This window comes from Mesorhizobium sp. USDA 3734, from assembly GCF_056279665.1.
On the sequence record NZ_JBWCCW010000001.1, the window covers coordinates 6,268,328 to 6,293,153 of the forward strand.

The 24,826-nt window shown below is 62.5% G+C and carries 22 protein-coding genes and 1 riboswitch; of the genes, 16 read left to right on the top strand and 6 right to left on the bottom strand.

Going from position 1 to position 24,826, the window contains the following annotated elements; translation table 11 throughout:
* Positions 1–4: 4 nt before the first annotated feature.
* From ACZ89F_RS29905 to ACZ89F_RS29935, 7 genes are all read left to right on the top strand, one after another.
* A complete protein-coding gene (locus ACZ89F_RS29905; RefSeq protein WP_109665561.1) occupies positions 5–829 on the top strand; it encodes an ABC transporter permease in 825 nt (274 codons plus the stop codon).
* The gene (locus ACZ89F_RS29910; protein ID WP_476095740.1) at positions 829–2,484 is read left to right on the top strand and encodes an ABC transporter ATP-binding protein; all 1,656 of its coding nucleotides are present in this window, start codon (positions 829–831) and stop codon (positions 2,482–2,484) included. Before ACZ89F_RS29905 ends, ACZ89F_RS29910 begins: the two co-directional genes overlap by 1 nt.
* A gap of 174 nt (positions 2,485–2,658) precedes the next feature.
* A complete protein-coding gene (locus tag ACZ89F_RS29915; RefSeq protein ID WP_476095741.1) occupies positions 2,659–4,248 on the top strand; it encodes an ABC transporter substrate-binding protein in 1,590 nt (529 codons plus the stop codon).
* Positions 4,249–4,347: 99 nt separating this feature from the next.
* Positions 4,348–5,187: an alkaline phosphatase family protein gene (locus ACZ89F_RS29920; RefSeq protein WP_476095743.1), complete on the top strand. Its 840-nt coding sequence runs from the start codon at positions 4,348–4,350 to the stop codon at positions 5,185–5,187.
* Between the two features lie 304 nt (positions 5,188–5,491).
* Positions 5,492–6,058: a sigma-70 family RNA polymerase sigma factor gene (locus tag ACZ89F_RS29925; RefSeq protein ID WP_476095745.1), complete on the top strand. Its 567-nt coding sequence runs from the start codon at positions 5,492–5,494 to the stop codon at positions 6,056–6,058.
* A complete protein-coding gene (locus ACZ89F_RS29930) occupies positions 6,055–6,723 on the top strand; it encodes an anti-sigma factor (protein ID WP_476095747.1) in 669 nt (222 codons plus the stop codon). Before ACZ89F_RS29925 ends, ACZ89F_RS29930 begins: the two co-directional genes overlap by 4 nt.
* Positions 6,713–8,149 (top strand): S8 family serine peptidase, encoded by a 1,437-nt coding sequence (locus tag ACZ89F_RS29935; RefSeq protein ID WP_476095749.1) that lies wholly within the window; start codon positions 6,713–6,715, stop codon positions 8,147–8,149. The genes ACZ89F_RS29930 and ACZ89F_RS29935 overlap by 11 nt, the downstream gene beginning before the upstream one ends.
* Positions 8,150–8,610: 461 nt before the next feature.
* Here the strand turns inward: ACZ89F_RS29935 and ACZ89F_RS29940 are convergent, their stop codons facing one another.
* Positions 8,611–10,131: an aldehyde dehydrogenase family protein gene (locus ACZ89F_RS29940; protein ID WP_476095750.1), complete on the bottom strand. Its 1,521-nt coding sequence runs from the start codon at positions 10,129–10,131 to the stop codon at positions 8,611–8,613.
* A 147-nt stretch (positions 10,132–10,278) separates the two neighbouring features.
* Between ACZ89F_RS29940 and adhP the strand changes: the two genes are divergently transcribed.
* Entirely contained in the window at positions 10,279–11,352 is a 1,074-nt protein-coding gene (gene adhP / locus ACZ89F_RS29945; RefSeq protein WP_476095752.1) for an alcohol dehydrogenase AdhP, read from the top strand.
* A gap of 582 nt (positions 11,353–11,934) precedes the next feature.
* Here the strand turns inward: adhP and ACZ89F_RS29950 are convergent.
* Complete coding sequence (locus ACZ89F_RS29950) at positions 11,935–12,957, bottom strand: substrate-binding domain-containing protein (protein ID WP_476095754.1); 1,023 nt, start codon at positions 12,955–12,957, stop codon at positions 11,935–11,937.
* 361 nt (positions 12,958–13,318) lie between these two features.
* On the opposite strand from ACZ89F_RS29950, the gene ACZ89F_RS29955 reads away from it, so the two are divergent.
* From ACZ89F_RS29955 to ACZ89F_RS29975, 5 genes are all read left to right on the top strand, one after another.
* Entirely contained in the window at positions 13,319–14,674 is a 1,356-nt protein-coding gene (locus ACZ89F_RS29955) for an ABC transporter substrate-binding protein (protein ID WP_476095756.1), read from the top strand.
* Between the two features lie 262 nt (positions 14,675–14,936).
* Positions 14,937–15,950 carry a carbohydrate ABC transporter permease gene (locus ACZ89F_RS29960; protein WP_183445972.1) on the top strand — a complete coding sequence of 338 codons (1,014 nt, stop codon included), beginning with the start codon at positions 14,937–14,939 and terminating at the stop codon, positions 15,948–15,950.
* 1 nt (position 15,951) lies between these two features.
* Positions 15,952–17,106 (top strand): carbohydrate ABC transporter permease, encoded by a 1,155-nt coding sequence (locus ACZ89F_RS29965; RefSeq protein WP_109666831.1) that lies wholly within the window; start codon positions 15,952–15,954, stop codon positions 17,104–17,106.
* Between the two features lie 4 nt (positions 17,107–17,110).
* Positions 17,111–18,775, top strand: coding sequence for a beta-galactosidase BglA (gene bglA / locus ACZ89F_RS29970; protein ID WP_476095758.1), 1,665 nt, complete (start codon positions 17,111–17,113; stop codon positions 18,773–18,775).
* Between the two features lie 42 nt (positions 18,776–18,817).
* Positions 18,818–19,930, top strand: a complete 1,113-nt coding sequence (locus ACZ89F_RS29975) for an ABC transporter ATP-binding protein (RefSeq protein ID WP_476095759.1) — start codon at positions 18,818–18,820, stop codon at positions 19,928–19,930.
* A gap of 78 nt (positions 19,931–20,008) precedes the next feature.
* On the opposite strand, the gene ACZ89F_RS29980 is transcribed toward ACZ89F_RS29975, so the two are convergent.
* The 4 genes from ACZ89F_RS29980 to ACZ89F_RS29995 form a co-directional block, all read right to left on the bottom strand.
* Entirely contained in the window at positions 20,009–20,245 is a 237-nt protein-coding gene (locus ACZ89F_RS29980; protein WP_476095761.1) for a DUF680 domain-containing protein, read from the bottom strand.
* A gap of 71 nt (positions 20,246–20,316) precedes the next feature.
* Positions 20,317–20,517 (bottom strand): DUF680 domain-containing protein, encoded by a 201-nt coding sequence (locus ACZ89F_RS29985; RefSeq protein ID WP_109666841.1) that lies wholly within the window; start codon positions 20,515–20,517, stop codon positions 20,317–20,319.
* A 70-nt stretch (positions 20,518–20,587) separates the two neighbouring features.
* Complete coding sequence (locus tag ACZ89F_RS29990) at positions 20,588–20,800, bottom strand: DUF680 domain-containing protein (RefSeq protein ID WP_476095763.1); 213 nt, start codon at positions 20,798–20,800, stop codon at positions 20,588–20,590.
* A gap of 71 nt (positions 20,801–20,871) precedes the next feature.
* Positions 20,872–21,072, bottom strand: a complete 201-nt coding sequence (locus tag ACZ89F_RS29995) for a DUF680 domain-containing protein (protein WP_183445987.1) — start codon at positions 21,070–21,072, stop codon at positions 20,872–20,874.
* Between the two features lie 503 nt (positions 21,073–21,575).
* Positions 21,576–21,777: riboswitch (cobalamin riboswitch) on the top strand.
* Positions 21,778–21,890: 113 nt separating this feature from the next.
* Here ACZ89F_RS29995 and ACZ89F_RS30000 point away from each other — a divergent pair.
* The 3 genes from ACZ89F_RS30000 (at position 21,891) to ACZ89F_RS30010 (ending at position 24,820) form a co-directional block, all read left to right on the top strand.
* Positions 21,891–23,138 (top strand): aromatic ring-hydroxylating oxygenase subunit alpha, encoded by a 1,248-nt coding sequence (locus ACZ89F_RS30000; protein ID WP_476095765.1) that lies wholly within the window; start codon positions 21,891–21,893, stop codon positions 23,136–23,138.
* A 31-nt stretch (positions 23,139–23,169) separates the two neighbouring features.
* On the top strand, positions 23,170–24,270 hold the full coding sequence (locus tag ACZ89F_RS30005; RefSeq protein WP_476095766.1) for an FAD-binding oxidoreductase: 1,101 nt from the start codon (positions 23,170–23,172) through the stop codon (positions 24,268–24,270).
* Positions 24,271–24,361: 91 nt separating this feature from the next.
* Positions 24,362–24,820, top strand: coding sequence for a PqqD family peptide modification chaperone (locus ACZ89F_RS30010; protein WP_476095768.1), 459 nt, complete (start codon positions 24,362–24,364; stop codon positions 24,818–24,820).
* Positions 24,821–24,826: the final 6 nt, after the last annotated feature.

Here is a 24,826-nt window from a genome sequence, read left to right on the forward strand (position 1 = left end):
GGATATGCTCGATATCAAACGCATCCCCATCCCCGCACTGATCGGCATAATCCTGACGGCACTGTTCGTGCTGGCGGCGGTCTTCGCACCGTGGATCGCGCCGCACGGCAATGGCGAAATCGTCGGCGATGTCTGGGAGCCTATGTCGGCGACCCATTTGCTCGGGACCGACAATCTCGGCCGCGATCTCTTGTCGCGCATGATCTACGGCGCCCGCATCACTCTGTTCATCGCGGTGCTGGCCACCGCGCTGTCGTTCTCGCTCGGCGCCATCCTCGGCTTCTCGGCGGCGGTCTTCGGCGGCTGGTTCGACACGCTGCTGTCGCGCCTCGTCGATCTGCTGATGTCGATCCCGACGTTGATCATGGGTCTCGTCGTGCTCTCCGTGCTGCCGACCAACCTGGTGACGCTGATCCTGGTGATGGGCATTCTCGACTCGACCCGCGTCTATCGCCTGTCGCGCGCGGTCGCCGTCGACATCAATGTCATGGACTATGTCGAGGCAGCGAAACTGCGCGGTGAAGGCAGCGCCTGGATCATCTTCCGTGAGATCCTGCCCAATGCGCTGTCGCCGCTGGTTTCCGAACTCGGCCTGCGCTTCATCTACGCCGTGCTGTTCCTGTCGACGCTGTCGTTTCTCGGCCTTGGCGTGCAGCCGCCGGATGCCGACTGGGGCGGCATGGTCAAGGAAAACAAGGACGGCATCGTCTTCGGCATCGCGGCCGCGCTTATCCCGGCGGCGGCGATCGCCTTGCTGGCGATTTCCGTCAACCTGGTCGCCGACTGGGTGCTCAACCGGACGACAAGCCTCAAGGGAGGACGCGGGTGATGGCTGACAGCAAAGCGAAACCTGGCCTTCTGCTCGACATCCGCAATCTGCGCATCGAGGCCACCGTCTTCCCGCCCGGCGAACCGCCGAAGAACATTGTGCTGGTGCACGATGTCTCGCTGACGCTCGAGAAGGGCAAGGTGCTCGGCCTGATCGGCGAATCTGGCGCCGGCAAGTCGACCATCGGCCTGTCTTCGATGGGCTATGGACGCGGCGGCGTGCGCATCACCGGCGGCGAGGTCATCCTCAACGGCCGCGACATCCTCAAGGGTGGCAAGGATGGCTTCCGCAAATTGCGCGGCCGCGAAGTCTGCTATGTCGCGCAGTCGGCGGCAGCGGCCTTCAATCCGGCCCACAGACTGATGGATCAGGTGGTGGAAGCCACGCTGCTGCACGGCACCGCGACACGAGCCGAGGCCGAGAAGCGCGCGGTTGCGCTGTTCAAGAAGCTCAGCCTGCCAAACCCCGAGACCATCGGCGAGCGCTTTCCGCACCAGGTCTCGGGCGGCCAGTTGCAGCGTGTGATGACGGCGATGGCGCTATGCTCCGAGCCGGACCTGATCGTCTTCGACGAGCCGACCACGGCGCTGGACGTGACGACGCAGATCGATGTGCTGGCGGCGATCAAGGACGCCATCCGCGACACCCATGTCGCTGCGCTCTACATCACGCACGACCTTGCCGTCGTCGCCCAGGTCTCGGACGAGATCATGGTGCTGCGCCATGGCCGGCTGGTCGAATGGGGCGGCACGCGGCAGATCATCAAGGAGCCGCGCCAGGAATACACCAACGCGCTGGTGTCGGTGCATGAGATCGAACATGCCGAGCAGAAGCCCGGCATGACGCCGTTCCTGTCGGTAAAGAACGTCACCGCCGCCTATGGCCGCAGCCACATCAAGGTGCTGAAGAACGTCTCGGTCGACATCTATCCGGGTCAGACGCTGGCCGTCGTCGGCGAGTCCGGCTCCGGCAAGTCGACGCTGGCGCGCGCCATCACCGGCCTGCTGCCGCCCGAACAGGGGACCGTCACCTTCGACGGGCGCCCGCTGGCAAACCGGCTGGCCGATCGGCCGAAGGAGGATCTGCGCCAGCTGCAGATGATCTACCAGATGGCCGATGTGGCTATGAACCCGCGCCAGACCGTCGGCACCATTATCGGCCGGCCGCTCGAATTCTATTTCGGCATACGCGGCCGCGAGCGCGACAAACGCGTCGCCGAGCTGCTCGACAAGATCGAGATGGGCAAGGGCTTTTCCGACCGCTATCCGGCCGAGCTTTCCGGCGGCCAGAAGCAGCGCGTCTGCATCGCCCGGTCGCTTGCCGCCAAGCCGAAGCTGATCATCTGCGACGAGGTGACCTCGGCGCTCGATCCGCTGGTCGCCAACGGCATCCTCAAGCTGCTGCTCGAGCTGCAGAAGGAGGAGAACGTCGCCTATCTGTTCATCACCCACGACCTCGCCACGGTGAAGTCGATCGCCGATTCGATCGCGGTGATGTATCGCGGCGAAGTGGTGCGCTACGGCCCCAAGAGCAAGGTGCTGGCGCCACCCTTCGACGCCTATACCGATCTTCTGCTTTCCTCGGTCCCCGAGATGGAGATCGGCTGGCTGGAAAAGGCGATCAAGGGACGGCGCATGGCCAGCGCGGGGAACTAGAGCAATTCCAGGAAAAGTGGGAACCGATTTTCTGTCCGGAATTGCGTCAGAGCAAGCCAGGCGGTCCGCCAAGGTCAGGGGAACCGGCGGCCGTCATCCGGATGCAACACTAGAGCGCCACACGTCCTGCGGACGGGCGGCGCCCGCAGGTTTTTTTCTTAAAAGGGGTAGGACATGAAGACTGAACTCGACCATCTCGCTGAGCTCGCCGGCCAGGGCCGGATATCGCGCCGCGACTTCCTCGGCCGCACAGCCGCACTTGGCGTGTCGGCGGCACTGGCAACGACGCTGGCCGGCAAGGCTTTTGCCCAGACGCCCGTCAAGGGAGGAACGATCAAGGCCGGTCTGCAAGGCGGCGAATCGACCAACAGCCTCGACCCGGCGCTCAACCTCAGCCAGGTCACCTACAGCTTCGGCAAGCAGTGGGGCGAATACCTCGTCCGGCTGATGCCCGACAACAGCCTGACAAATCTGATCGCTGAGGAGATCGGCGCCGCCAAGGACGCCAAGACCTGGACGATCAAGGTGCGCGACGGCATCGAGTTCCACAATGGCAAGACCGTCACCGCCGAGGACATCGCGGCCACCATCGAGCGCCATGCCGACGAGAAGTCGAAATCCGGCGCGCTCGGCATCCTCAAGAACATCAAGGGCGTCAAGGCGAGCGGCAAGGAAGTGATCGTCACGCTCGGCGACGCCGATGCCGACTTCCCCTATCTGATGGCCGACTACCATCTCGTCATCCAGCCGAATGGCGGCAAGGACGATCCGAATGCCGGCATCAGCGCCGGGCCCTACAAGGTCACCGTCAACCAGCCGGGCGTGCGCCACGGTGGCGAGCGCTTCGCCAATTACTGGCAAGGCGACAAGGCCGGCCATGCCGACCAGGTCGAAATCGTCGTCATCAACGACGCTACGGCGCGGTTGGCTGCCTTGCAGGGTGGTCAGGTGCACATGATCAACCGCGTCGAACCCAAGGTGGTGGATCTGGTCAAGCGCATCGCGGGCGTCACCATCGAGAACGTGTCGGGCAAGGGCTACTACCCGTTCAACATGTTCTGCGACACAGCCCCCTTCGACAGCAACGACCTGCGGATGGCGCTGAAACTCGCCATGGACCGCGAGGAAATGCTGGAAAAGATCCTGCGCGGCTATGGTTCGGTCGGCAACGACTTCCCGATCAACGAGGCCTATCCGCTGTTCTCCGCCGACATCGAGCAGCGCAAATTCGACCCGGACAAGGCGGCGGCAGCCTACAAGAAATCAGGCCATAGCGGCTCGATCGTGCTGCGCACCTCGGATGTCGCCTTCCCGGGCGCTGTCGATGCCGCCCAGCTCTATCAGCAGTCCTGCGCCAAGGCCGGCATCAAGATCGAGATCAAGCGCGAGCCCGGCGACGGCTATTGGTCGGAGGTCTGGAACAAGCAGCCCTTCTCGCTCTCCTACTGGGGCGGACGCGCCACGCAGGACCAGATGTATTCCACCGGTTACGTCTCGACCGCCGACTGGAACGACACGCGTTTCAAGCGCCCGGAATTCGACAAGATGCTGTTTACCGCGCGCGGCGAACTCGACCAGGCCAAGCGCAAGGCGATCTACCACGACATGGCGGTGATGATGCGCGACGAAGGCGGGCTGATCGTGCCTTTCTTCAACCAGTTCATCGACGCCGCCGCCACCAACAAGATCAGCGGTTTCGCCAAGAGCCCGATCGGCGAAATGATGGACGGCTACGCGCTCGGCGAGTGCTGGCTCAACGCTTAGCCGAAATCTGATCGTCCGATTTCATTTATCAAGAACGCCGTGTGCCCAAAACGGCACACGGCGTTCCCGTTTCAACTGCCAAACCGCATGGAGCAGCCCATGGCGCTCAAATCCAAGCTTCTGCTGATCATCCTCGACGGCGTGCCCTACAGGAACTGGCGTCGGCTGATGGGCAATCTCGAAGGCTGGGTGCAATCGGGCGAGGCGCGGGTCTGGAAGATGCGCTCCGTGCTGCCGTCGACCTCAGCCTGCTGCTACGCCTCGATCCACACCGGGGTTTCGCCGCAGGTGCACGGCATCCTGTCCAACGAGAACCGGTTCCGCGTCGGGCAGCCCGACATCTTCTCCGAAGTCAGCAAGGCCGGCGGCAAGACGGGTGCGGTGACGCATTCCTACTGGTCGGAGTTCTTCCGCGCCTATCCCTTCGACCTGGTCGAGGACATGGAATTCGACGAGCCAAGCGGGCCGATCACGCATGGCCGCTTCCACACCATGACCGGCTACAACGCCCGCAACCAGATGACGCCGAGCGACGTCGACCTGTTCGCGACGCTGACCATGCTGACCAAACGCCACGGCATCGACTACGGCATCCTGCACACCTGCACGCTGGACTCGATGGGGCACCGCTTCGGCCATGACTGCCACGAGATGGACCATGCCGTCTATGCGATGGACGGCATGCTGGCCGCCTTCCTGCCGCGCTGGATCGAAGCCGGTTATGAGGTGATGGTCACCGCCGACCATGGCCAGACCGATCGTGGTCATCATGGCGGCCATGACGACGAGATGCAGGATTTCGCGCTGTATTATTTCGGTGCCGGCAAGGGTCCGCAGGCCGACACGCTGCTCGACCAGCTGCAATTGGCGCCAACGGTTCTGAGCCGGCTGGGTGTTCCCGTGCCGGCGACGATGAAGGCGAAGCCGTTCTTGGGGTGAGAAGCGGTCCGCGTAGCGGACGAGAAGCCAACTGCTTGGCTTTTCGAGCTTCGAACGCCCTGAGCCTGCGAAGGGCCGGGCAGTGATAGCCTACCTCCCCTGCCGGCCCTACGCTATGGCTTCGGGCGTTCGTCACTTCAATCGACAAATCGTTGTCGATTGACCCGCCTCCGGCGGGACGCTCCTCACCCTCTGGCCACGTCCCCGCTCTTCGGTTAGCCTCCACAAAATTCCTTGGCGGAGGATGAACCTTTTTGGGCCGATCAGCGACAGAGCAGACAGGAGCCAGGCGGCTCGACCGGCCATGACGGCAGCGACGGAGACCGATCGCGCGCTTGTCGACCGGGTCGCGAAGGGCGACCGTGCCGCCGTGCGGCTGCTGTTCATGCGTCACCACGCGCGGGTCTACCGCTTCGTGGCGCGCCAGACGGGATCGGAAATGATGGCTGACGATATCGCCAATGAAGTGTTTCTCGAACTGTGGCGCCAGGCGCCTGGCTTCGAAGGACGCTCCGAAGTCTCGACATGGCTGCTCGGCATCGCCCGTTTCAAGGCGCTGTCCTTGCTACGCAAGAAGAAAGAAGACTGGATCGACGACGAGGCCGCCGCCGCGGTGCCCGATAGCGCCGACACGCCGGAAGTCGTCACCATGAAGGAAGACAAGGCTGCCGCCTTGCGGCGCTTCGTCGATGCCTTGCCCCAAGAGCATCGCGTGGTGATCGACCTTGCCTATTATCACGGACAGTCGGTGAGCGAGATCGGCGAGGTGCTCGACATTCCGGTCGCCACCGTCAAGACCCGGATGTTCTACGCCCGCAAGAAACTCGGCGAGGCCCTCAAGGCCGCCGGTTACGACAGGGGGTGGCCATGAGCGCCGCTGAAAAGATGTCGCGCCGCGACGAACTGGAAACGCTGCTGCCGTTCTATCTGAACGGCTCGCTGGAAGGTTCGGATCTGGAAGCCGTCGAGGAATGGCTGGCCAGCGATCCGGCCGCACTTGCCGCCCTTGGCGAAGTGGAAGCCGAATTCTCCGGCACGACGGCCGCCAACGAAGCGATCCGGCCGCCGGCCGATGCGCTCAGTCGCTTCGCCAAGGCGTTGGACGCCGAGGCTGGACCTGCGCGCAAGCCGGCGGGTTCATCCTGGCTGGCGCAGGCCTGGGGCCACTTCATGGCGGTGCCGGTCGGTGTCGCCTGGGCCGCGGCCGCGGTTTTGCTGGCCCTGGTCATGGTGCAGTCGTTTGTCGAGCCCGGCGGCAAGGGCAATGATTTCGAAATTGCCGGCGCGCAAGACGATCTGGCGAAAATGCCGTTCGCCCTGGTCAAGTTCAAGCCGGATGCAAGGATGTCGGACATTTCCGCCTTCCTCGGCGGCAACGGGCTGAAGATCATCGGTGGACCGACCGCCGACGGCGTGTTCCGGCTTGGCGTCCCCGCCGCCAACGCAGCCGACTATGCGAAGCAAATCGGCCTTATTGCCGCCCAGCCTTTTACGGAAACTGTGATCGCGGGAAGGAAACCGGTTGATGGCGGCTGAGGCGGCCCTTCGATTTGCGGCAATGCTAGCGGCGGCGATGACAATCGCCGCCGTGCCCGCGTCGGCGCAGACCAGCGCCGATCCCGACCAGACGAAAACCGACTGCCGCAACGGGACCAGCGCGGCGGGAGCCGATTGCGCCAAGGACGGCAATGACACAAAGAGCGGATCGGACGCCGGTCAATCCGGCGCTGTCTTCCTGCCGGCGCTGATCGTCGACCTGTTTCCCAACCCGGCGGCGCCGCCGGCACCGGTGCCGACGCCACGGCCGGCGCCCGCGACACCGCCGGCCGATACTCAAGCCGGCCCCCCGCCTGGTGGCCCGATCGTCTCGCCGACCGATCTCATCGCCGTTCAGTCGCCGCGCGCGGTGGTCGGCGATTTCGTGCCCGACGAGGTGCTGGTGACCGTCGACGGTGATGCCGGCACTGTCCAGCAGATCGCCGCTTCCTTCGGCCTGCAGGTGCGCTCGCAACGCCAGTCGCGGCTGCTTGGCACCACGCTGGTGCGCTTCGGCATTCCCGACGGCCGGCCCGTCGGTGTCGTTCTGGCGCAACTGGCCGCCGACGGCCGCACCCAGCGGCGCGAGCCCAACCATGTCTATTCGCTGCAGCAGGCCGCCGGCATCGTCAACTATGCCTTCGACCGCATCGCGCTCGATTCCAAACAAGCCAGTGGCGAAAACGTCCGCATCGCGGTGATCGACACCGGCATCGACGACACCAACCCGGCGCTGGCAGGCGTCATTGCCGGGCAGTTCGACGCCATGCCCGACGTGCCGATCGAAAAGCGCGATCACGGCACGTCGATCGACGGCCTGATCGCCGGCGTCGGCGCGCTGGAAGGCATGGCTCCGGGCGCCAGGATCTACCACGCGCGTGCCTTCGAGGGCGGCAAATCGACCATGGACGTCATCCTGGCGGCACTCGACTGGGCAGCCGAGCAGGACGTGCGCATCATCAATATGAGCTTTGTCGGGCCGAAGAACGACCTGCTCAGCGTCGCCTGCCGCAATGCAAGGGCGCTGGGCATGGTGCTGGTCGCCGCCGCCGGCAACAACGGGCCGAAAGCGCCCTATGGTTATCCGGCCGCCTTCGACGGCGTCATCGCGGTGACTGCCACCGATGCCAAGGACGGGCTGATGCCGCAGGCCAATCGCGGCGCCTATGTCTTCATCTCCGCGCCCGGCGTCGAGATGGTGGCGCCGAGCGGCGCCGGCTCGGACGTGGTCACCGGCACCTCGTTTGCGGCGGCGATCGTGAGCGGCGCCATCGCCAATCTCCTCCATGCCGCGCCCGATCGCTCGGCCGACGATATCGAGAAGGCGCTCGCGGCAACGGCGAAAGACCTCGGCCCCAAGGGGCGAGATAATGACTTCGGCTATGGGCTGCTGGACATCAAGGCGGCGGGAGCGGCGAAGGAATGAGTTTTGGTCGAGATGGATCGGGTCAAAACTCAATCGATTGACTTGCCGCCAATGGCCTAGATGGGCGGGCAGCCGAAGCCCGAGGCTGACGCGAGGAACAACCGTATTACGCCAGGAGCGGTCATTCGCCCCCAATTCTCGAATGACCGGAATGGGGCCGGAAGCGGACTATCCGCTATCCGCGGGAATCCACCAGCAAGCAGCCGCTGCATTAACGCGCTCACGGAAGGCGTCACACCGACGTAAGCTCAAGTTCCAAAAACGGACACCTTGGTGCAGCTTTTGAGACAAGGTGTGCGTCGATGGCAGCGACGGTTATGAGGTCGCTGTCAGGGTTGAAAATAGGACCTGTCGATTCCTTCTTCACAGACCGGCATTGATCGGTTTTCGCAGCAAGCAAAGAATACCGTCATTTCCCTTGGGAGATGGCGCATCCCAGCGCCATCTCCCAAGGCCAGGGTTCAGAAAAACCCGAGTGCTTTGGTCGAGTAGCTGACCAGCAGATTCTTTGTCTGCTGATAGTGGTCGAGCATCATCTTGTGGTTCTCCCGCCCGAACCCGGAAGCTTTGTAGCCGCCGAAGGCGGCATGAGCAGGATAAGCGTGATAGCAATTGGTCCACACCCGCCCGGCCTGGATGCCGCGCCCGACCCGGTAGGCGTCGTTGCCGTTGCGCGACCAGACCCCGGCGCCCAGACCATAGACGGTATCATTGCCGATGCGGATCGCATCTTCTACGGTCTTGAACGTTGTGACCGACAGCACCGGGCCGAAAATCTCCTCTTGAAATATCCGCATGCTGTTGTCTCCGCTGAACACGGTCGGCTTCAGGAAGTAGCCCTTTTCCAGGTCTCCACCGAGATTGGCGCGCTCGCCGCCAGTCAGGCATTTGGCACCTTCCTGCTTGCCGATCTCGATATAGTCAAGGATCTTGGTCAACTGATCTTCGGAAGCCTGCGCGCCCATCTGCGTCAAGGGATCGAGCGGATCGCCGACCTTGATCTTAGCGACCCGAGCCACCGCGCGCTCCATGAACTTGTCAAAGATCGACTCCTGGACAAGCGCTCGCGAAGGGCAGGTGCAGACTTCCCCCTTGTTGAAGGCGAAAAGGGCGAAGCCTTCAAGCGCCTTGTCGAAGAATTCGTCATCGGCATCCATGACGTCGGCCATGAAGATGTTCGGCGATTTGCCACCCAACTCCATGGTCTGCGGAATCAGGTGCTCGGCCGCATATCCCATGATCTGCCTTCCCGTTGTCGTCTCGCCGGTGAACGACACCTTGGATATGCGCGGATTGGCGGCGATCGCCCGTCCGACCGACCCGCCCGGGCCCGTGACGACGTTGAGCACGCCGGGCGGCAGGATGTCTGCCGTCAGATTAGCGAAGATCAAGAGCGTGAGCGGCGTGTTGGAGGCAGGCTTGATCACTGTGCAATTGCCGGCGGCAAGCGCCGGCGCAATCTTCCAGGCCGCCATCAGCAGCGGGAAGTTCCAGGGAATTATCTGACCGACGACACCCAGCGGCTCCTTGAAGTGATAGGCGACCGTGTCGTCATCAATTGTGGAAATGGAGCCTTCGTCGGCGCGGACACAACCCGCGAAATACCGGAAATGATCGATGGCAAGCGGCACATCGGCAGCCCGCGTCTCGCGGATCGGCTTGCCGTTGTCCAGCGTTTCGGCCAGCGCCAGCAGTTCGAGATTCTCCTCCATACGGTCGGCGACCTTGTTGAGCAGCCGCGACCGCTCGGCGGGTGCCATGCGTGCCCAGCCGTCCTTGGCCTTGTAGGCCGCATCAAGCGCGGCTTCCACGTCCGCAGGCGTCGACTTCGCCACCTCGACGAGGCGTTGGCCGTTGATCGGGCTGTAGTCGGTGAAATACTGCCCGTCCAACGGCGCGACCCATTTCCCCCCGATGAAGTTGCCATAGCGGGCTGGAATATTTCCCTTGGAGCGGACGAGTTCGAGGGCGTGCTGGGACATGACAACTTCCTTGTCTTGAAACCCGGGAAGATCCCAGGGCCACGGAGACCCCAGCTTTATGCCCTGCCCAAATAGGCACATTGATTTCGGTCAAGGCACCTCCTGCCGCAGCGCTTAGTCTGCCCTCATCGACAAAGGAGTTGCATCATGGTGAAGACGATGAAGGCCGCCGTCGTACGGGCATTCGGCAAGCCGCTTACGATCGAGGATGTGCCGGTGCCAGTGCCGGGGCCAGGTGAACTGCTCGTCAAGGTTATCGCCTGTGGTGTTTGCCATACGGACCTGCATGCAGCCTCCGGCGACTGGCCGGTGAAGCCTGTGCCGCCCTTCATCCCCGGCCATGAGGTGGCGGGCATCGTGGCCGCACTCGGGCCAGGCGTGATCGATTTCAAGGAGGGCGATCCGGTCGGCGTGGCCTGGCTGCACGATGCCTGCCTGAGCTGCGAATATTGCGAAACCGGTTGGGAGACGCTGTGCGAGCATCAACACGATACCGGCTATAGCTGCGATGGCGGCTTCGCGGAATATGTTATCGCGTCGGCAGCCTTCACCGCGCGACTTCCAGTTGGTGTCGATTTCGCCCAGATTGCCCCGATCCTGTGCGCTGGCGTCACGACCTACAAGGGGCTGAAGGAGACCGAAGCCCGTCCGGGCGAATGGGTGGCGATTTCCGGCATAGGCGGCCTCGGCCATGTGGCGATCCAGTATGCCAAGGCGATGGGGCTCAAGGTCGTGGCACTCGACATCGCACCGGACAAACTCGCCCTGGCGAGTGCGACCGGAGCGGATGTGGTCATTGACGCCCGCTCCCCGGACGCAGTGGCCGATGTCCTCAAGGCGACCGGCGGCGGCGCCCACGGCATTCTGGTGACGGCCGTCTCGCCACCAGCCTTCTCTCAGGCGATAAACATGGTGCGCCGCAAGGGCACAGTCGCTCTTGTCGGTCTCCCGGCAGGGGAATTCCCGACCCCGATCTTTGACGTCGTGCTGAAGCGTATCACCCTGCGCGGATCCATCGTCGGTACGCGACGCGATCTCGACGAAGCCATTGCCTTCGCCGCCGAGGGCAAGGTACGGGCCGAAATCACCAAAGCGCCGTTGGGCGATATCAACGAGATCTTCGCGCGGCTCAAGGCGGGCAAGATAGACGGCCGCATGGTGCTGGATCTCACAGCGCCGATAAAGACTGGAGTGAGGGAGATCGAAGCCGCATATGCATAGGCCAATCCGGTGGCCGCGTCTTTCGGCCACCTTTGCCTGACGAGGCCCCGGGTGAGTGGAATGGATACTCCCGCATCAATCGCGCATTTCTTCCGAGCGTCCGCGCCACACCACCGGCGCGGACGCTCTCGTCCGGGATCCCGGTTGGCCAAGGAAGGGTATCGATCGAGCAGCGTCCTCCAAGCCGCCACGGCAGTTCGCTGGCGACAGCATCGAAATCGACTTCCCGATTTCGATGCCGGACATTGCCAAAATGACCGGGACCACACTTCATCGATCTGATGCTCCCGGCAGGCCGCGATTATCTCCGCGCGCCTGCGGGGGCTGACCGACTTCCACGGCCCCTCGCCGCTGTGGATATTGGTGAAGTGCAATTCCTCGGCGCCAAACTCGTCGCGTACGCCCGTCAGGAAGATATCCATACGCACGTGGTTACGAGCGAGATGAACAACGGCAGCTTTTGGGAAGAAGCGAACGGGCGCTGAATGGCCGGCATGCGGCGCGAAGCGGCCATTCGCGTCATGGAAAGCGGACGCCGCCTCGAGTCGAACTCCGTCGCTGCCAATGATTGAGTTTTGGCCTCTAAACCGGCGCCCCGGCGACCGATCCCCTGACCACCAGGTCGACCGGCCAGACCTCGCCGCGGGCGCCCTCCTCCAACCCCGAGATGCGTGCCGCCAGCCGCTCGGCGATGCGGGCGCCGGCGAGACGGATGGATGAACGCGTCGTCGACAGCGGCACCGAAAAATTCTCCGGCCTCAGCCAGGGGAAGACATCGTCATGGGCGATCAGCGAGACGTCACCCGGAATGCTCAGGCCGAGGTCGCGCACCGCACGCACGACACCCAGCGCCATGATCAGGCTGGAGCAGGCGATCGCCGTCGGCGCGTCGCCCTCTTCCAGCAAACGCCTTGTGGCGCGATAGCCGTTCTCCTCGGTCATCGCCACCGAGCAGACATGGCGCTCGCCCAATGTCAGCCCGCTCGCGGCGAGCGCCCGGCGCACGCCGCGCTCGCGATGGATGGCGAAGGTCTCGCGATCGTCGCCGTTGATCAGCGCCAGCCGCCGGTGACCGAGCTGGATCAGCAGCCTGGCCGCCTCGTGGAAGGCGCCCTCATTGTCGATGTCGGTGAAGGCATAGTCGAAATCGAAACCTTCGCTGCGGCCATGGACGATGAAGGGAATGCCGAGCGTGTTGACCAGCGCCACACGCCGGTCGGCGGGCCTTGGCGAGGAGATGTAGACGGCGTCGACCTGCCGGTTGGCGACGATGCGCCGGTAGGTCGTCTCCTGATCGTCGGCGTCGGCCGGCGACAGCACCAGGTCGAGTTCGTGCGAGCGGGCGTAGTCGCCGAGGCCGGACAGGAACTCGACGAAATGCGGATCGATGTCGACGGCGGCGCCGGTCGGCAGGACATAGCCGATCATGCCGGTCTTGCCGGTCGCCAGCCGGCGCGCGCTCGGATTGGGGCGGTAGCCATGGCGCTTGGCGGCATCCATCACCCGCCTTCGCGTTTCCTCGTTGACCTCGGGATAGCCGTTCAGAGCGCGGCTTACCGTGGTCTGCGAAAGTGCCAGCATATGGGCGAGCTGCTTGAGGTTCACGAAAGGTCTCCATTCCCTCAAAGCGCTTTTAAATTGAATCGACCCAAGTGCCGCAAGGGCCGGTCCATAGGAGGATGAAGCATAGACGCGGTTTGGGCCGGTTTGAAACAAAAATTGCTGCTGCACTGCCATAAAAGCATGTTGCAGCGCACTTTTTCTGCCGCAAATGCGCGAAGTTAAATCGATTAGTTCGCCACCCTCTTGACTTCCAAGCGATTCAATGGCGTGATCAAAAAAGCCAAAGCGCTTTGGAAGACTCTTCGAAAGGTTGCGGTTCCTTTCTGACTGAGTCACAGTCCTGCGGCGTCGGCGGGCGGAATGGAGGTTCCGTCCGGTGTGTGACCCACTGGGAGGAATACCGATGAAGAAAATGCTTTTGCTGGGTGCCGCGTTTGCCACGCTCACCCTGAACGCGCCCGCGCATGCCGAATTGAAGTTCAAGCCGGGTGAGGACAAGCGCTTCAACTGGGCGAACTACGAAGAGCTCAAGAAAGTCGACCTCAAGGGTGAGACGCTGTCGATCTTCGGACCGTGGCGCGGTGAGGACGAAGGCCTGGTGCGCGGCGTTCTCGACTATTTCTCGGAAGCCACCGGCGTCGAGATCAAATACTCCTCCTCGGAGAATTACGAACAGCAGATCGTCATCGACACACAGGCCGGCAGCCCGCCCAACATCGCCGTGCTGCCGCAGCCGGGTCTGATCCAGGACCTGGCATCGAAGGGCCTTTTGACGCCACTCGGTGACGACACCGCCAAATGGGTCAAGGACAATTACGGCGCCGGCCAGTCATGGGTCGATCTCGGCACCTTCAAGGACAAGGACGGCAAGCCGGGCTTCTTCGCCTTCCCCTACAAGGCCGACGTGAAGTCGCTGGTCTGGTACTCGCCGGACAATTTCGAGGAAGCCGGCTACAAGGTGCCGAAGACGCAGGAAGAACTCGCCGATCTCGAAAAGAAGATCATTGCCGATGGCGGCAAGCCGTGGTGCATCGGCCTCGGTTCGGGCGGCGCCACCGGCTGGCCGGCGACCGACTGGGTCGAAGACCTGATGCTGCGCACCCAGTCTCCGGAAACCTATGACAAATGGGTGAAGAACGAGATCCCGTTCAACGATCCGGCGGTGGTCAACGCCATCGACATCTTCGGCAAGATCGCGACCGACGACAAGATGGTCGACGGCGGCGCCAAGGCGGTTGCGGCGACCGATTTCCGCGACAGCCCGAAGGGCCTCTTCTCGGTGCCGCCGAAATGCTACCTGCACCATCAGGCGTCGTTCATCCCGACCTTCTTCCCGGAAGGCACCAAGGTCGGCCAGGACGCGGACTTCTTCTACTTCCCGCCCTATGCCTCCAAGCCTGAACTGGGCACACCCGTGCTCGGCGCCGGTACGCTGGCGATGATCACGAAAGACAGCAAGAGCGCCCGCGCGTTCATCGAATTCCTGAAGATGCCTCTCGCCCATGAGATCTGGATGGCCGAGGGTGGTTTCGTGACGCCGCTCAAGTCGGTCAACAAGGATGCCTACGCCAGCGACGCGCTGAAGAAGCAGGGCGAAATCCTCGCCAACGCCTCGACCTTCCGCTTCGACGGTTCCGACCTGATGCCGGGCAAGATCGGCGCCGGCGCCTTCTGGACCGGCATGATCGACCTGGTCGGCGGCAAGTCCGCGCAGGATGTCGCCACCGACATCCAGAAGAGCTGGGACGCCATCAAGTAGACGGTCGACAGGTAAGCAGCCGATCGTTCGGCTGGACGTTTGGACTATCCCATCCCAAGTGGATCCGGGCCCTGGAGGCCCGGATCTGACCGGCGGCCCATGCCGCAGCGACTATCATGAGCACACAGACATCCGGCATGAAGCGCGATCAGCAAAAGGGAACACCCGTCTTGCCTGGCGATCGCACTCTGAACAACTGAATCGGCGCATCCACCGCCCGGACCGTTCGGCTTTGGCTAATGATGCGCAGGGGGAGGGACCCATGGCGGCTCAGATTTTCTCGGCCATTTTCGTCATCATCGTCGGCGTCGGCGGTTGCGTCGCCTATTTCTGGGGCGCCAACAAGCTGGTCGACCTGATATTCCCGTCGCGCGGCGTCGCCGGTGCCGCGGCCATCGACAATCTGCGCCGGCAAGGGCTGGTCCGTCCCTGGCTGTTTGTTGGCCCGGCGATGATCATCCTGACCATCTACCTGATCTATCCGGTGGTCGAGACGCTGCGGCTGTCGTTCCTCGATCGCGGCGGCATCAACTTCGTCGGCTTGGCCAATTACGAATGGGCCTTCGGCGACCGCGAGTTCCGCAACTCGATCCTCAACAACATCATCTGGCTGGCGGTCGTTCCCGCCGCCTGCACCTTCCTCGGGCTGATCATCGCCGTGCTCACCGACAAGATCTGGTGGGGCACCATCGCCAAGAGCCTGATCTTCCTGCCGCTGGCGATCTCCTTCGTCGGCGCCAGCGTGATCTGGAAATTCATCTATGAGTATCGTGGCGAGGGCCAGACGCAGATCGGCATCCTCAACGCCATCATCCAGCATTTCGGCGGCCAGCCGCAGGTCTGGATATCGCTGCCGTTCTGGAACAATTTCTTCCTGATGGTGATCCTGATCTGGATCCAGACCGGCTTTGCCATGGTCATCCTGTCCTCCGCCTTGCGCGGCATCCCGGAAGAGACGCTGGAAGCCGCCGTCATCGACGGCGCCAATCCATTCCAGATCTTCTGGAAGATTATGGTGCCGCAGATCTGGGGCACCATCGCCGTCGTCTGGACCACGATCACCATTCTCGTGCTGAAAGTGTTCGACATCGTGCTGACCATGACCAACGGCCAGTGGAACAGCCAGGTGCTGGCCAATCTGATGTTCGACTGGATGTTCCGCGGCGGCGGCGATTTCGGCCGTGGCGCCACCATCGCCATCATCATCATGATCGCGGTCATTCCGATCATGGTCTGGAACATCCGCCAGGCGAACAAAGAGACGGGAGGACATTGAGATGGCCGTTGCGACCGGAAATTCCTTCGCCAGCCGCTTTGGCGTCCACATCGCCGTGCTCGTCTTCGTCGCCATCTGGACCATCCCGACGCTCGGCATCCTGGTCTCGTCGCTGCGCGACAAGAACCAGATCATCGCCTCGGGCTGGTGGAATTCGTTCTCCAGCTCCACCCAGACCGAAGCCGGCCGTCTGCCGGCCGCCTCGACGCAAGTCGAAAAGGACGGCAAGTTCGTCCTTCAGGGCAACATCTTCGGTGACGGTGCTGCCCGCAACATCAGCGCCTTCGGCGTCAAATCGGCGGCACCGACGCAGTATCCCGCCGGCACGACAGCCGATCTCGGCGACGGCGTGACATTGCTGCTCAACGCCGACGGCAGCTTCGTCATGGCCTCGCCCAAGGCGTTCGAAGGCGATCGTGGCCAGCGCATCTACTATGCCTCGTCGGCGCCGCCGAAATTCACCACCGACAATTACAAGACGGTGTTGTTTTCGGAGGGCATCGGACGGTCGTTCATGAACTCGCTGACCGTCACCATCCCGGCGACCGTCATCCCGATCCTGATCGCGGCCTTTGCCGCCTATGCACTGGCCTGGATGCGGTTCCCCGGCCGGGCGCTGCTGATCGCGGTCATCATCGGCCTGCTGGTGGTGCCGCTGCAGATGTCGCTGATCCCGCTGTTGAAACTCTACAATGGCGTCGGCTCGTTCTTCGGCATGCCGTCGAAGACCTATCTCGGCATCTGGCTGGCGCATACCGGCTTCGGCCTGCCCTTCGCCATCTATCTGCTGCGCAGCTATATTGCCGGCCTGCCGCGCGAGATCATGGAATCGGCGCGCATCGACGGCGCCAGCGATTTCGAGATCTTCGTCAAGATCGTCTTGCCGCTGTCATTCCCGGTGCTGGCTTCGTTTGCCATCTTCCAGTTCCTGTGGGTATGGAACGATCTGCTGGTGGCGATGGTTTTCCTGGGTACAGAGGCAGACCAGATCGTGCTGACCGCCAAGCTCAATGCGCTTTTGGGCTCACGCGGCGGCGACTGGGAGATCCTGACGACATCGGCTTTCGTGACCATCATCGTGCCGCTGATCGTCTTCTTCTCGCTGCAGCGCTATTTTGTCCGCGGGCTGCTTGCCGGCTCGGTGAAAGGAGGCTGAGACGATGCAATCCGCTTTGAAGGCCAGCTCGAAGCCTGATCTCGCCATCGATCGCGACTGGTGGCGAGGCGCGGTGATCTACCAGATCTATCCGCGCAGCTACCAGGACTCGAACGGCGACGGCATCGGTGACCTCAAGGGCATCATCGGGCGGCTGCCCTACATCGCGGCACTCGGTGCGGACGCCATCTGGATTTCGCCGTTCTTCAAGTCGCCGATGAAGGACTTCGGCTATGACGTGTCGGATTACTGCGACGTCGATCCGATGTTCGGCACGCTGGCCGATTTCGACGCGCTGACCGCCGAGGCACACAGGCTGGGCCTCAAGGTGATGATCGACGAGGTGCTGTCGCACACCGCCGACAACCACCCATGGTTCAAGGAAAGCCGGTCGAGCCGCACCAACCCGAAGGCCGACTGGTACGTCTGGGCGGACGCCAGGCCGGACGGCACGCCGCCCAACAACTGGCTGTCGATCTTCGGCGGCTCGGCCTGGCAATGGGACACCAGCCGCCAGCAATATTACCTGCATAATTTCCTGGCCGAGCAACCCGATCTCAACTTCCACAACCGCCAAGTCCAGGATGCGTTGCTCGACGTCACCCGCTTCTGGCTGGAGCGCGGCGTCGACGGTTTCCGGCTCGACACCATCAATTTCTACTTCCACAGCCAGGGCCTGGAAAACAACCCGCCGCTGCCGCCGGAAGAGCGCAACGACCAGACCGCACCGGCGGTCAACCCCTACAACTACCAGGACCATCTCTACGACAAGAGCCGGCCCGAGAACCTCGGCTTCCTCGAACGGTTCCGCGCCCTGCTCGACGAGTATCCGGCAACCGCAGCGGTTGGCGAAGTCGGCGATTCGCAGCGCGGGCTGGAAGTGGTGGCGGCCTACACCGCCGGCGGCAAGCGCGTGCACATGTGCTATTCCTTCGATTTCCTGGCGCCGGAGAAGATCAGCGCGACCAAGGTCCGCTCGGTGCTGGAATCCTTCGGCAAGGTCGCCAGCGACGGCTGGTCGTGCTGGGCCTTTTCCAACCACGACGTGATGCGCCCCGCCTCGCGCTGGGCCACCAATGAGGCCGACCCGACCGCCTACCTCAAGGTCATCTCGGCACTGCTGATGTCCTTGCGCGGTTCGGTCTGCATCTATCAGGGCGAGGAGCTTGGGCTCGGCGAGGCCGACCTTCGGTTCGAGGATCTGCAGGACCCCTACGGCATCCGTTTCTGGCCGGAATTCAAGGGCCGCGACGGCTGCCGCACGCCAATGGTGTGGGACGGCAGTGCCAGCAATGGCGGCTTCTCCCAGGCAAAACCCTGGCTGCCGGTGCCGGCCAAGCATCTGGCGCAAGCGGTCAATGTCCAGCAGGGCGACGAGACTTCGCTGCTCGAGCATTACCGGCGCTTTCTCAGCTTCCGGCGCGCCCATCCGGCGCTGGCCAAGGGCGATATCACCTTCATCGAAAGTGAGGGCGACACCGTCGCCTTCACGCGCCGCGCCGGCAACGAGCAGATTGTCTGCGTCTTCAATCTGGGCGCCAGGCCGGCCGTGGTTGACCTTGGCAACCGATCGCTGCAACCTTTGCCGGGACACGGATTTTCGGGGCAGACGAGCAGCGGCGCCATAAAGCTCGGCGGCTACGGCGCCTGGTTCGGGCGTATCGACTGAATTTCTAATCACTTGAGTTTCAAATTACTGGGAGGAAACCCAATGGCCGATGTCACGCTAAGACAAGTGAAGAAGTCCTACGGCACTCTGAACATTCTCCACGGCATCGACCTCGACATAAAGTCGGGCGAGTTCATCGTCTTTGTCGGTCCGTCGGGTTGCGGCAAGTCGACATTGCTGCGGTCGATCGCCGGGCTCGAGGAAATCACCTCCGGCGAGCTCAGAATAGCCGGCGAGGTCGTCAACGACGTGCCGCCGTCGAAGCGGGGCATCGCCATGGTGTTCCAGTCCTACGCGCTCTACCCGCACATGACCGTCTACGACAACATGGCGTTCTCGATGAAGATCGGCAAGGAGAACAAGGCTGAGATCGACCGCCGTGTGCGCCAGGCCGCCGAGATCCTGCAGCTGACCAAATATCTCGACCGCCTGCCCAAGGCGATGTCAGGCGGCCAGCGCCAGCGCGTCGCCATCGGCCGCGCCATCGTGCGCAATCCGAAAGTGTTCCTGTTCGACGAGCCGCTGTCGAACCTTGACGCCGCACTTCGCGTCGCCACCCGCATCGAGATCGCCAAGCTCAAGGAATCGATGCCCAACACCACCATGATCTACGTCACCCACGACCAGGTCGAGGCGATGACGCTGGCCGATCGCATCGTGGTGCTCAAGGACGGCCATATCGAGCAGGTCGGCACGCCGATGGATCTCTACAAGAAGCCCGGCAATCTGTTCGTCGCCCAGTTCATCGGCTCGCCGGCCATGAACATCCTGCCAGCGACCATCGACAAGACCGGAAATCCGACCGTCGTCAGCCATGTCGGCGGGCGCAAGGCAACCGTGCCGATCACGACGCCGGCTTCGGCAAAGGGTACCGCGGTGAGTTTCGGCGTACGGCCGGAAGACCTGATCATCGCCAGCGGTGCTGACTATCTGTTCGAGGGAACGGTCGACTATGTCGAGCAGCTCGGCGAGGTCCAGCTGGTCTATATCGACATCGGCCGCGCCGATCTGCCGCTGGTGACCAAGCTGCCCGGCAATGTCGAGGTCAAGCGCGGCTCGACATTGCGGCTCAGCGCCAATGGCGAGGACTTGCATATCTTCGATGCGGACGGACATTCCTTCGCGCTGCAAAAGCCGGAAGCAAAGGCGGCCTGAGGCAGGACCACGTCTTGGACGTAAAAAAGAGCGGCGGGCTTGGCCCGCCGCTCTTTTTCTGAAGATCGGCTTCGGGTGTTAGTGGCCGAAGAGATTCCGGTCACTGCCCTGAGGGGCGGACTTCTGTACGTCACCCGACGAATTGAGCAGCTTCTCGACGAGGCCACCGCTGTTGCGGATCGAGCTCGTGTGCGCGGTGTCAACCGAAGTGACGGCAGGCTGGTTGGCGTTGTTGGAGCCAAAGTTGTCGCTGCCGGCGAAGGCACTGCCGGTGATGGCCAGAACGGTGGCGGCAGCAATGAGGATCTTGTTCATTTTAGTCTCCTGAATTTTTCAAGCCTCTCCAGGGCGGCGGGACAGACCCGCCGTCCGCGTGGAGTTGGCTGTTAGTGGCCGAAGAGGTTGCGGTCGCTGCCCTGAGCGGGCGTCTGGGCAACCGGTTCCGACGTCTTGGTGGAGGCCGTGTACGACTGGTCCACCGCGGCTGCGGGCTGGTTGGCGCCATTGGAGCCAAAGTTGTCACTGCCGGCGAAAGCGCTGCCCGAGATGGCCAGAACGGCGGCGGCAGCAATAAGGATCTTGTTCATTTTAGTCTCCTGAATTTTCTGGATTTCGCCAGGACGGCGGGCAGACCCACCGTCAACTGCGAATCCGCTGTTAGTTGTTGCCGAAGAGGTTGCGGTCGCTGCCCTGAACGACGGGCTGCTTCTCAGCCGGAGCCGACTTCTGCTGGACCGAAGCCGTATACGAGCTGTCAACCGAGGTGACGGCAGGCTGGTTGGCGCCATTGGAACCAAAGTTGTCGCTGCCGGCGAAAGCGCTACCCGAGATGGCCAGAACGGCGGCGGTAGCAAGAATAATCTTCTTCATCTTAAGTCTCCTGAATTTTTGGATTTCGCCAGGGCGGCGGGCGAACCCGCCGTCAACTGGTGATTCGGCTGTTAGTGGTTGCCGAAGAGGTTACGGTCGCTACCCTGAGCAGGCGTCTGAGCAGCCGGTTCCGACTTCTTGATCGAAGCGGTGTACGAGCTGTCGACAGCAGTGGCTGCCGGGGCGTTCGAACCATAGTGGTCGCTACCATTAGCGAAGGCGCTGCCGGAAATGGCCAGAAGGGCGGCGGCAGTGAGAATGATCTTTTTCATTTTATGTACTCCAGTATTTTTCCCGTCCGTCTAGCGGCGTGTCTTGGGAGGAAATCGCGTCGTTCGGACAGCCCCGATGTGGTAGGGCCGGTCTGCCTTTTCCAATCACGAAGTTGTTCCATGTGGACCATGAATCCGGCGCTTGAAATTGCGCCCCAGGCTCCCCACGGGATAATTTTTTCTTTATTTATCAGACAGTTATTACATCACGAATATTCACCGCTTAGGCGGTTTTCGAGCCGGCGTTCACACCGTCCTGCACGCACTGTCAACAGAAACGAACCGTTCGGTTCGATTTTAGAGCGAGCTAATAGTCACTTTTCGAAACTGTTAACCTTTTCTGACCCCGATCAGGGGGCGGCTTCGGGGAAGTTGCAGAAGGGAATGACTGCCGCGGAGATAGGGTTTCAGCTTCGCAATCGCCAACCGGAACGTTTCGCATGCGTGTCGCGCCGCATGGATACGATGTCGTTTTCATGCCGATGACGCGCCCGCGATCGTGGTTAGATCATGCCATCTCAGGTGCCGCTTCGTGACGACGAGGCGGAGAATTGGGAAGCCGGTCAGAATCCGGCGCTGCCCCCGCAACGGTGGTGGAGTTCAAGTCGCAACGGGAGACCACTGGGCAACTGCCTGGGAAGGTGTCGCGATGGTCCGCAAGGACAACTCCAGAGCCCGGAAACCAGCCCGAGATTTCTAGACTCGACTGATCGCGGTGGGCGGTCAAGAGGTGGATCGCGCGTGTCCGGCCCATTGCCGACCTGCGTCCAATCCTTCCTCCGTCACCACCAGTTCAGTCCTTAAAGCGAGGACAGGACATGGATATTCGCAACGACATGCTGAGGCTCTTGAACGGCCGCCGGCAAGGCTTTTCGCTAGAGCAGCCCTTCTACACCGATCCGGACTATTTCAAGCTCGACATGGAGCTGATCTGGTATCGCGACTGGCTGTTCATCGGCCATGATTGCGAACTGCCGAAGCCGGGCAGCTACATCACCGTGCAGATCGGCGACTATCCGGTCGTTCTTGTCCGTGACCAGCAAGGCAAGATCAACGCCTTCCACAATTCCTGCCGACATCGCGGCAGCCGCGTCTGCAACACGGAGAAGGGTACGGCGGCAAAGCTCGTCTGTCCCTATCATCAGTGGACCTATGAACTCGACGGCCGCCTGCTGTTTGCCCGTCAGATGGCCGACGGTTTCGACAAAAGCCAGTTCAGCCTGAAGCCGGTCGCCTGCGAGAGCGTCGGCGGCTACATCTTCATCTGCCTGGCCAAGGAGCCGGCTGACTTCGCGCCGATGCGGGCGATGATCGAACCCTATCTTTTGCCGCACCGTTTGCGCGAGGCAAAGATCGCCTTCGAGAGCACGATTATCGAGAAAGGCAATTGGAAGCTGGTCTGGGAGAACAACCGCGAGTGCTACCACTGCGTCGCCAACCACCCTGAGCTGTGCAAGACCTTCCCCGAGGCGCCGACGGTGACCGGCGTCAACGGCGCCGACAGCGACCCCGAGATGGTCGCGCACTGGGCCAAATGCGAGGCATCAGGCCTGCCGAGCAAATTCCGCATCGATCCGGCCGGACAGTATCGCGCCACCCGCGCGCCGCTGCTGCGCGACGCCGTCAGCTACACCATGACCGGCAAGCTGGCGGTGAAGAAGAACCTCTCCGACACTGTCTCCACCGAAGGGATCGGCACCTTGATGCACTATCATTATCCGACGACATGGAACCACATCCTCATCGATCACGCGGTGACGTTCAGGGTGCTGCCGATCAGCGCCACGGAAACGGCGGTGACGACCAAGTGGCTGGTGCACAAGGATGCGGTCGAGGGTGTCGATTACACCATCGAAGACCTCACCCATGTCTGGACCGAGACCAACGACCAGGACCGCCGCATCGTCGAGGAAAACGCCTTCGGCATCCTGTCGCCCGCTTATGAGCCCGGCCCCTATTCGGAGCTGCATGAGGGTGGCGTGATCCAGTTCGTCGAATGGTACGCGTCGTTCATCGGGCCGCGCCTTGCCGAGGGCGGCCGGCCGACGTTGCGCAGCGTCGCCTAGCATAAAACAAAGGGACAAGAGGATGAATGCGATGACGGATCTTGGCCTCTATCGCCATCTCGACCAGATGACGCCGTGGAACGACAGGCTGCAGGTGCTGGAAGTGATCGGCGTCAGCGACGAAGCGCCTGACGTCAAGACCTTCACCTTCCGCTCCGACAACCAGACCTGGTTTCGCTACAAGCCGGGCCAGTTCGTGACGCTTGAACTGCCGACATCAGACGGGCCGCTGATGCGCACCTATACGCTGTCGTCCTCGCCGTCGCGGCCGTTCTCGATCGCGGTGACGGTGAAGGCGCAAGCGGGCAGTGCAGGCACGCGCTGGATGTTCGACCATCTCACGCCGGGCTCGCACGTCAAGGCCTACGGGCCGACCGGCGATTTTTCGCTGCACAGCCACCCGGCGGCCAAGTATCTGTTCATTTCGGCAGGCTCCGGCGTGACGCCGATGATGTCGATGCTGCGCTGGCTGAATGACTGTGCGCCATGGACCGATGTCGGTTTCGTCAACTGCGCGCGCCGCCCGGAGGAGATCATTTTCCGCAAGGAACTCGAACTGCTCGGCAGCCGCATGCCCGGCCTGTCGCTCGGCTTCATGATCGAGGAACGGTCGAGCCGCGAGGGCTGGTTCGGCCATATGGGTCGCATCGATGCGATCCGGCTGCCGCTGCTGGCGCCCGATTTCCGTGAGCGCGAAATCTTCTGCTGCGGCCCCGATCCCTTCATGCGCGCCGTGCGCGGCATGCTGGACTCCGCCGGCTTCGACATGACGAAATACCATCAGGAGAGCTTTGCGGCGCCTGTCGTGGAAGAAATCCCGGCGCCGTTCACCGCGCCGACTGAAAACGGTGCCGCCATTGTCGTCGAAGCCGCGACGCCGATCCGTTTCGCGCTTTCGGATGTCGACGCCGAATGCGTCGCCGGCCAGACCGTGCTGCAGACGGCACGGGCCTCGGGCGTGCGGATTCCCGCCGCATGCGAGTTCGGCCTGTGCGGCACCTGCAAGGTTAGGAAGGTCGCGGGCGACGTCGAGATGAGCCACAATGGCGGCATCCTCGATCACGAAATCGACGACGGTTTTATCCTCGCCTGTTGCTCAAAACCGCTTTCGGCCCTCGAAATCGAGGCGTGATCCGCTTGGAGCCGCCGGTGCACGCTGGCTTGCCAAGAAAGAATCGAGTGTTTACAGGCCTTATAAGCTGAGCGACCGCGCCGACCGACGATTGCTCGCGCAGCTGCGGGGGCCAAAAGCAATGCGTCATACCGATGTCTACGCAATTTCGAGCAAGGACATTGTCTTTGAATCCTTCGACGGCGAAGCCGTCGTGCTCGATCTTTCGAACGGGAAGTATTTCGGATTTTCCGATTCGGGCAGCAGGATCTGGCAGGCGCTATCGTCCGGCGTCGATGCCCAGGCTTTGATCGGGCTGACCGCTGGCGCCTCGACGATTGACCAGGCTGAACTCGAAGGCTTCGTATCACAATTGCTCGAGCTGGGACTGCTGGTTCGCCTGGATGAGCCGCCGCGGCCGCTGCCCGGCGAACTGCTTGCCGAGCTTGCCACCACGAGCGAGCCGCTCACCGTGAGCGTTCACGACGACCTGGCGGACCTGATCGTCGTGGATCCTATCCATGAAGTCGAGGAACCGGTTGGCTGGCCGGCGGTCAAGCAGGCATCCTGACGAGCG

Coding starts and splice junctions, on each gene's coding strand:
- ACZ89F_RS29905 (WP_109665561.1), top strand. CDS start 5: ATGCTCGATATCAAACGCATCCCCATCCCCGCACTGATCGGCATAATC.
- ACZ89F_RS29910 (WP_476095740.1), top strand. CDS start 829: ATGGCTGACAGCAAAGCGAAACCTGGCCTTCTGCTCGACATCCGCAAT.
- ACZ89F_RS29915 (WP_476095741.1), top strand. CDS start 2,659: ATGAAGACTGAACTCGACCATCTCGCTGAGCTCGCCGGCCAGGGCCGG.
- ACZ89F_RS29920 (WP_476095743.1), top strand. CDS start 4,348: ATGGCGCTCAAATCCAAGCTTCTGCTGATCATCCTCGACGGCGTGCCC.
- ACZ89F_RS29925 (WP_476095745.1), top strand. CDS start 5,492: ATGACGGCAGCGACGGAGACCGATCGCGCGCTTGTCGACCGGGTCGCG.
- ACZ89F_RS29930 (WP_476095747.1), top strand. CDS start 6,055: ATGAGCGCCGCTGAAAAGATGTCGCGCCGCGACGAACTGGAAACGCTG.
- ACZ89F_RS29935 (WP_476095749.1), top strand. CDS start 6,713: ATGGCGGCTGAGGCGGCCCTTCGATTTGCGGCAATGCTAGCGGCGGCG.
- ACZ89F_RS29940 (WP_476095750.1), bottom strand. CDS start 10,131: ATGTCCCAGCACGCCCTCGAACTCGTCCGCTCCAAGGGAAATATTCCA.
- adhP (WP_476095752.1), top strand. CDS start 10,279: ATGGTGAAGACGATGAAGGCCGCCGTCGTACGGGCATTCGGCAAGCCG.
- ACZ89F_RS29955 (WP_476095756.1), top strand. CDS start 13,319: ATGAAGAAAATGCTTTTGCTGGGTGCCGCGTTTGCCACGCTCACCCTG.
- ACZ89F_RS29960 (WP_183445972.1), top strand. CDS start 14,937: ATGGCGGCTCAGATTTTCTCGGCCATTTTCGTCATCATCGTCGGCGTC.
- ACZ89F_RS29965 (WP_109666831.1), top strand. CDS start 15,952: ATGGCCGTTGCGACCGGAAATTCCTTCGCCAGCCGCTTTGGCGTCCAC.
- bglA (WP_476095758.1), top strand. CDS start 17,111: ATGCAATCCGCTTTGAAGGCCAGCTCGAAGCCTGATCTCGCCATCGAT.
- ACZ89F_RS29975 (WP_476095759.1), top strand. CDS start 18,818: ATGGCCGATGTCACGCTAAGACAAGTGAAGAAGTCCTACGGCACTCTG.
- ACZ89F_RS29980 (WP_476095761.1), bottom strand. CDS start 20,245: ATGAACAAGATCCTCATTGCTGCCGCCACCGTTCTGGCCATCACCGGC.
- ACZ89F_RS29985 (WP_109666841.1), bottom strand. CDS start 20,517: ATGAACAAGATCCTTATTGCTGCCGCCGCCGTTCTGGCCATCTCGGGC.
- ACZ89F_RS29990 (WP_476095763.1), bottom strand. CDS start 20,800: ATGAAGAAGATTATTCTTGCTACCGCCGCCGTTCTGGCCATCTCGGGT.
- ACZ89F_RS29995 (WP_183445987.1), bottom strand. CDS start 21,072: ATGAAAAAGATCATTCTCACTGCCGCCGCCCTTCTGGCCATTTCCGGC.
- ACZ89F_RS30000 (WP_476095765.1), top strand. CDS start 21,891: ATGGATATTCGCAACGACATGCTGAGGCTCTTGAACGGCCGCCGGCAA.
- ACZ89F_RS30005 (WP_476095766.1), top strand. CDS start 23,170: ATGACGGATCTTGGCCTCTATCGCCATCTCGACCAGATGACGCCGTGG.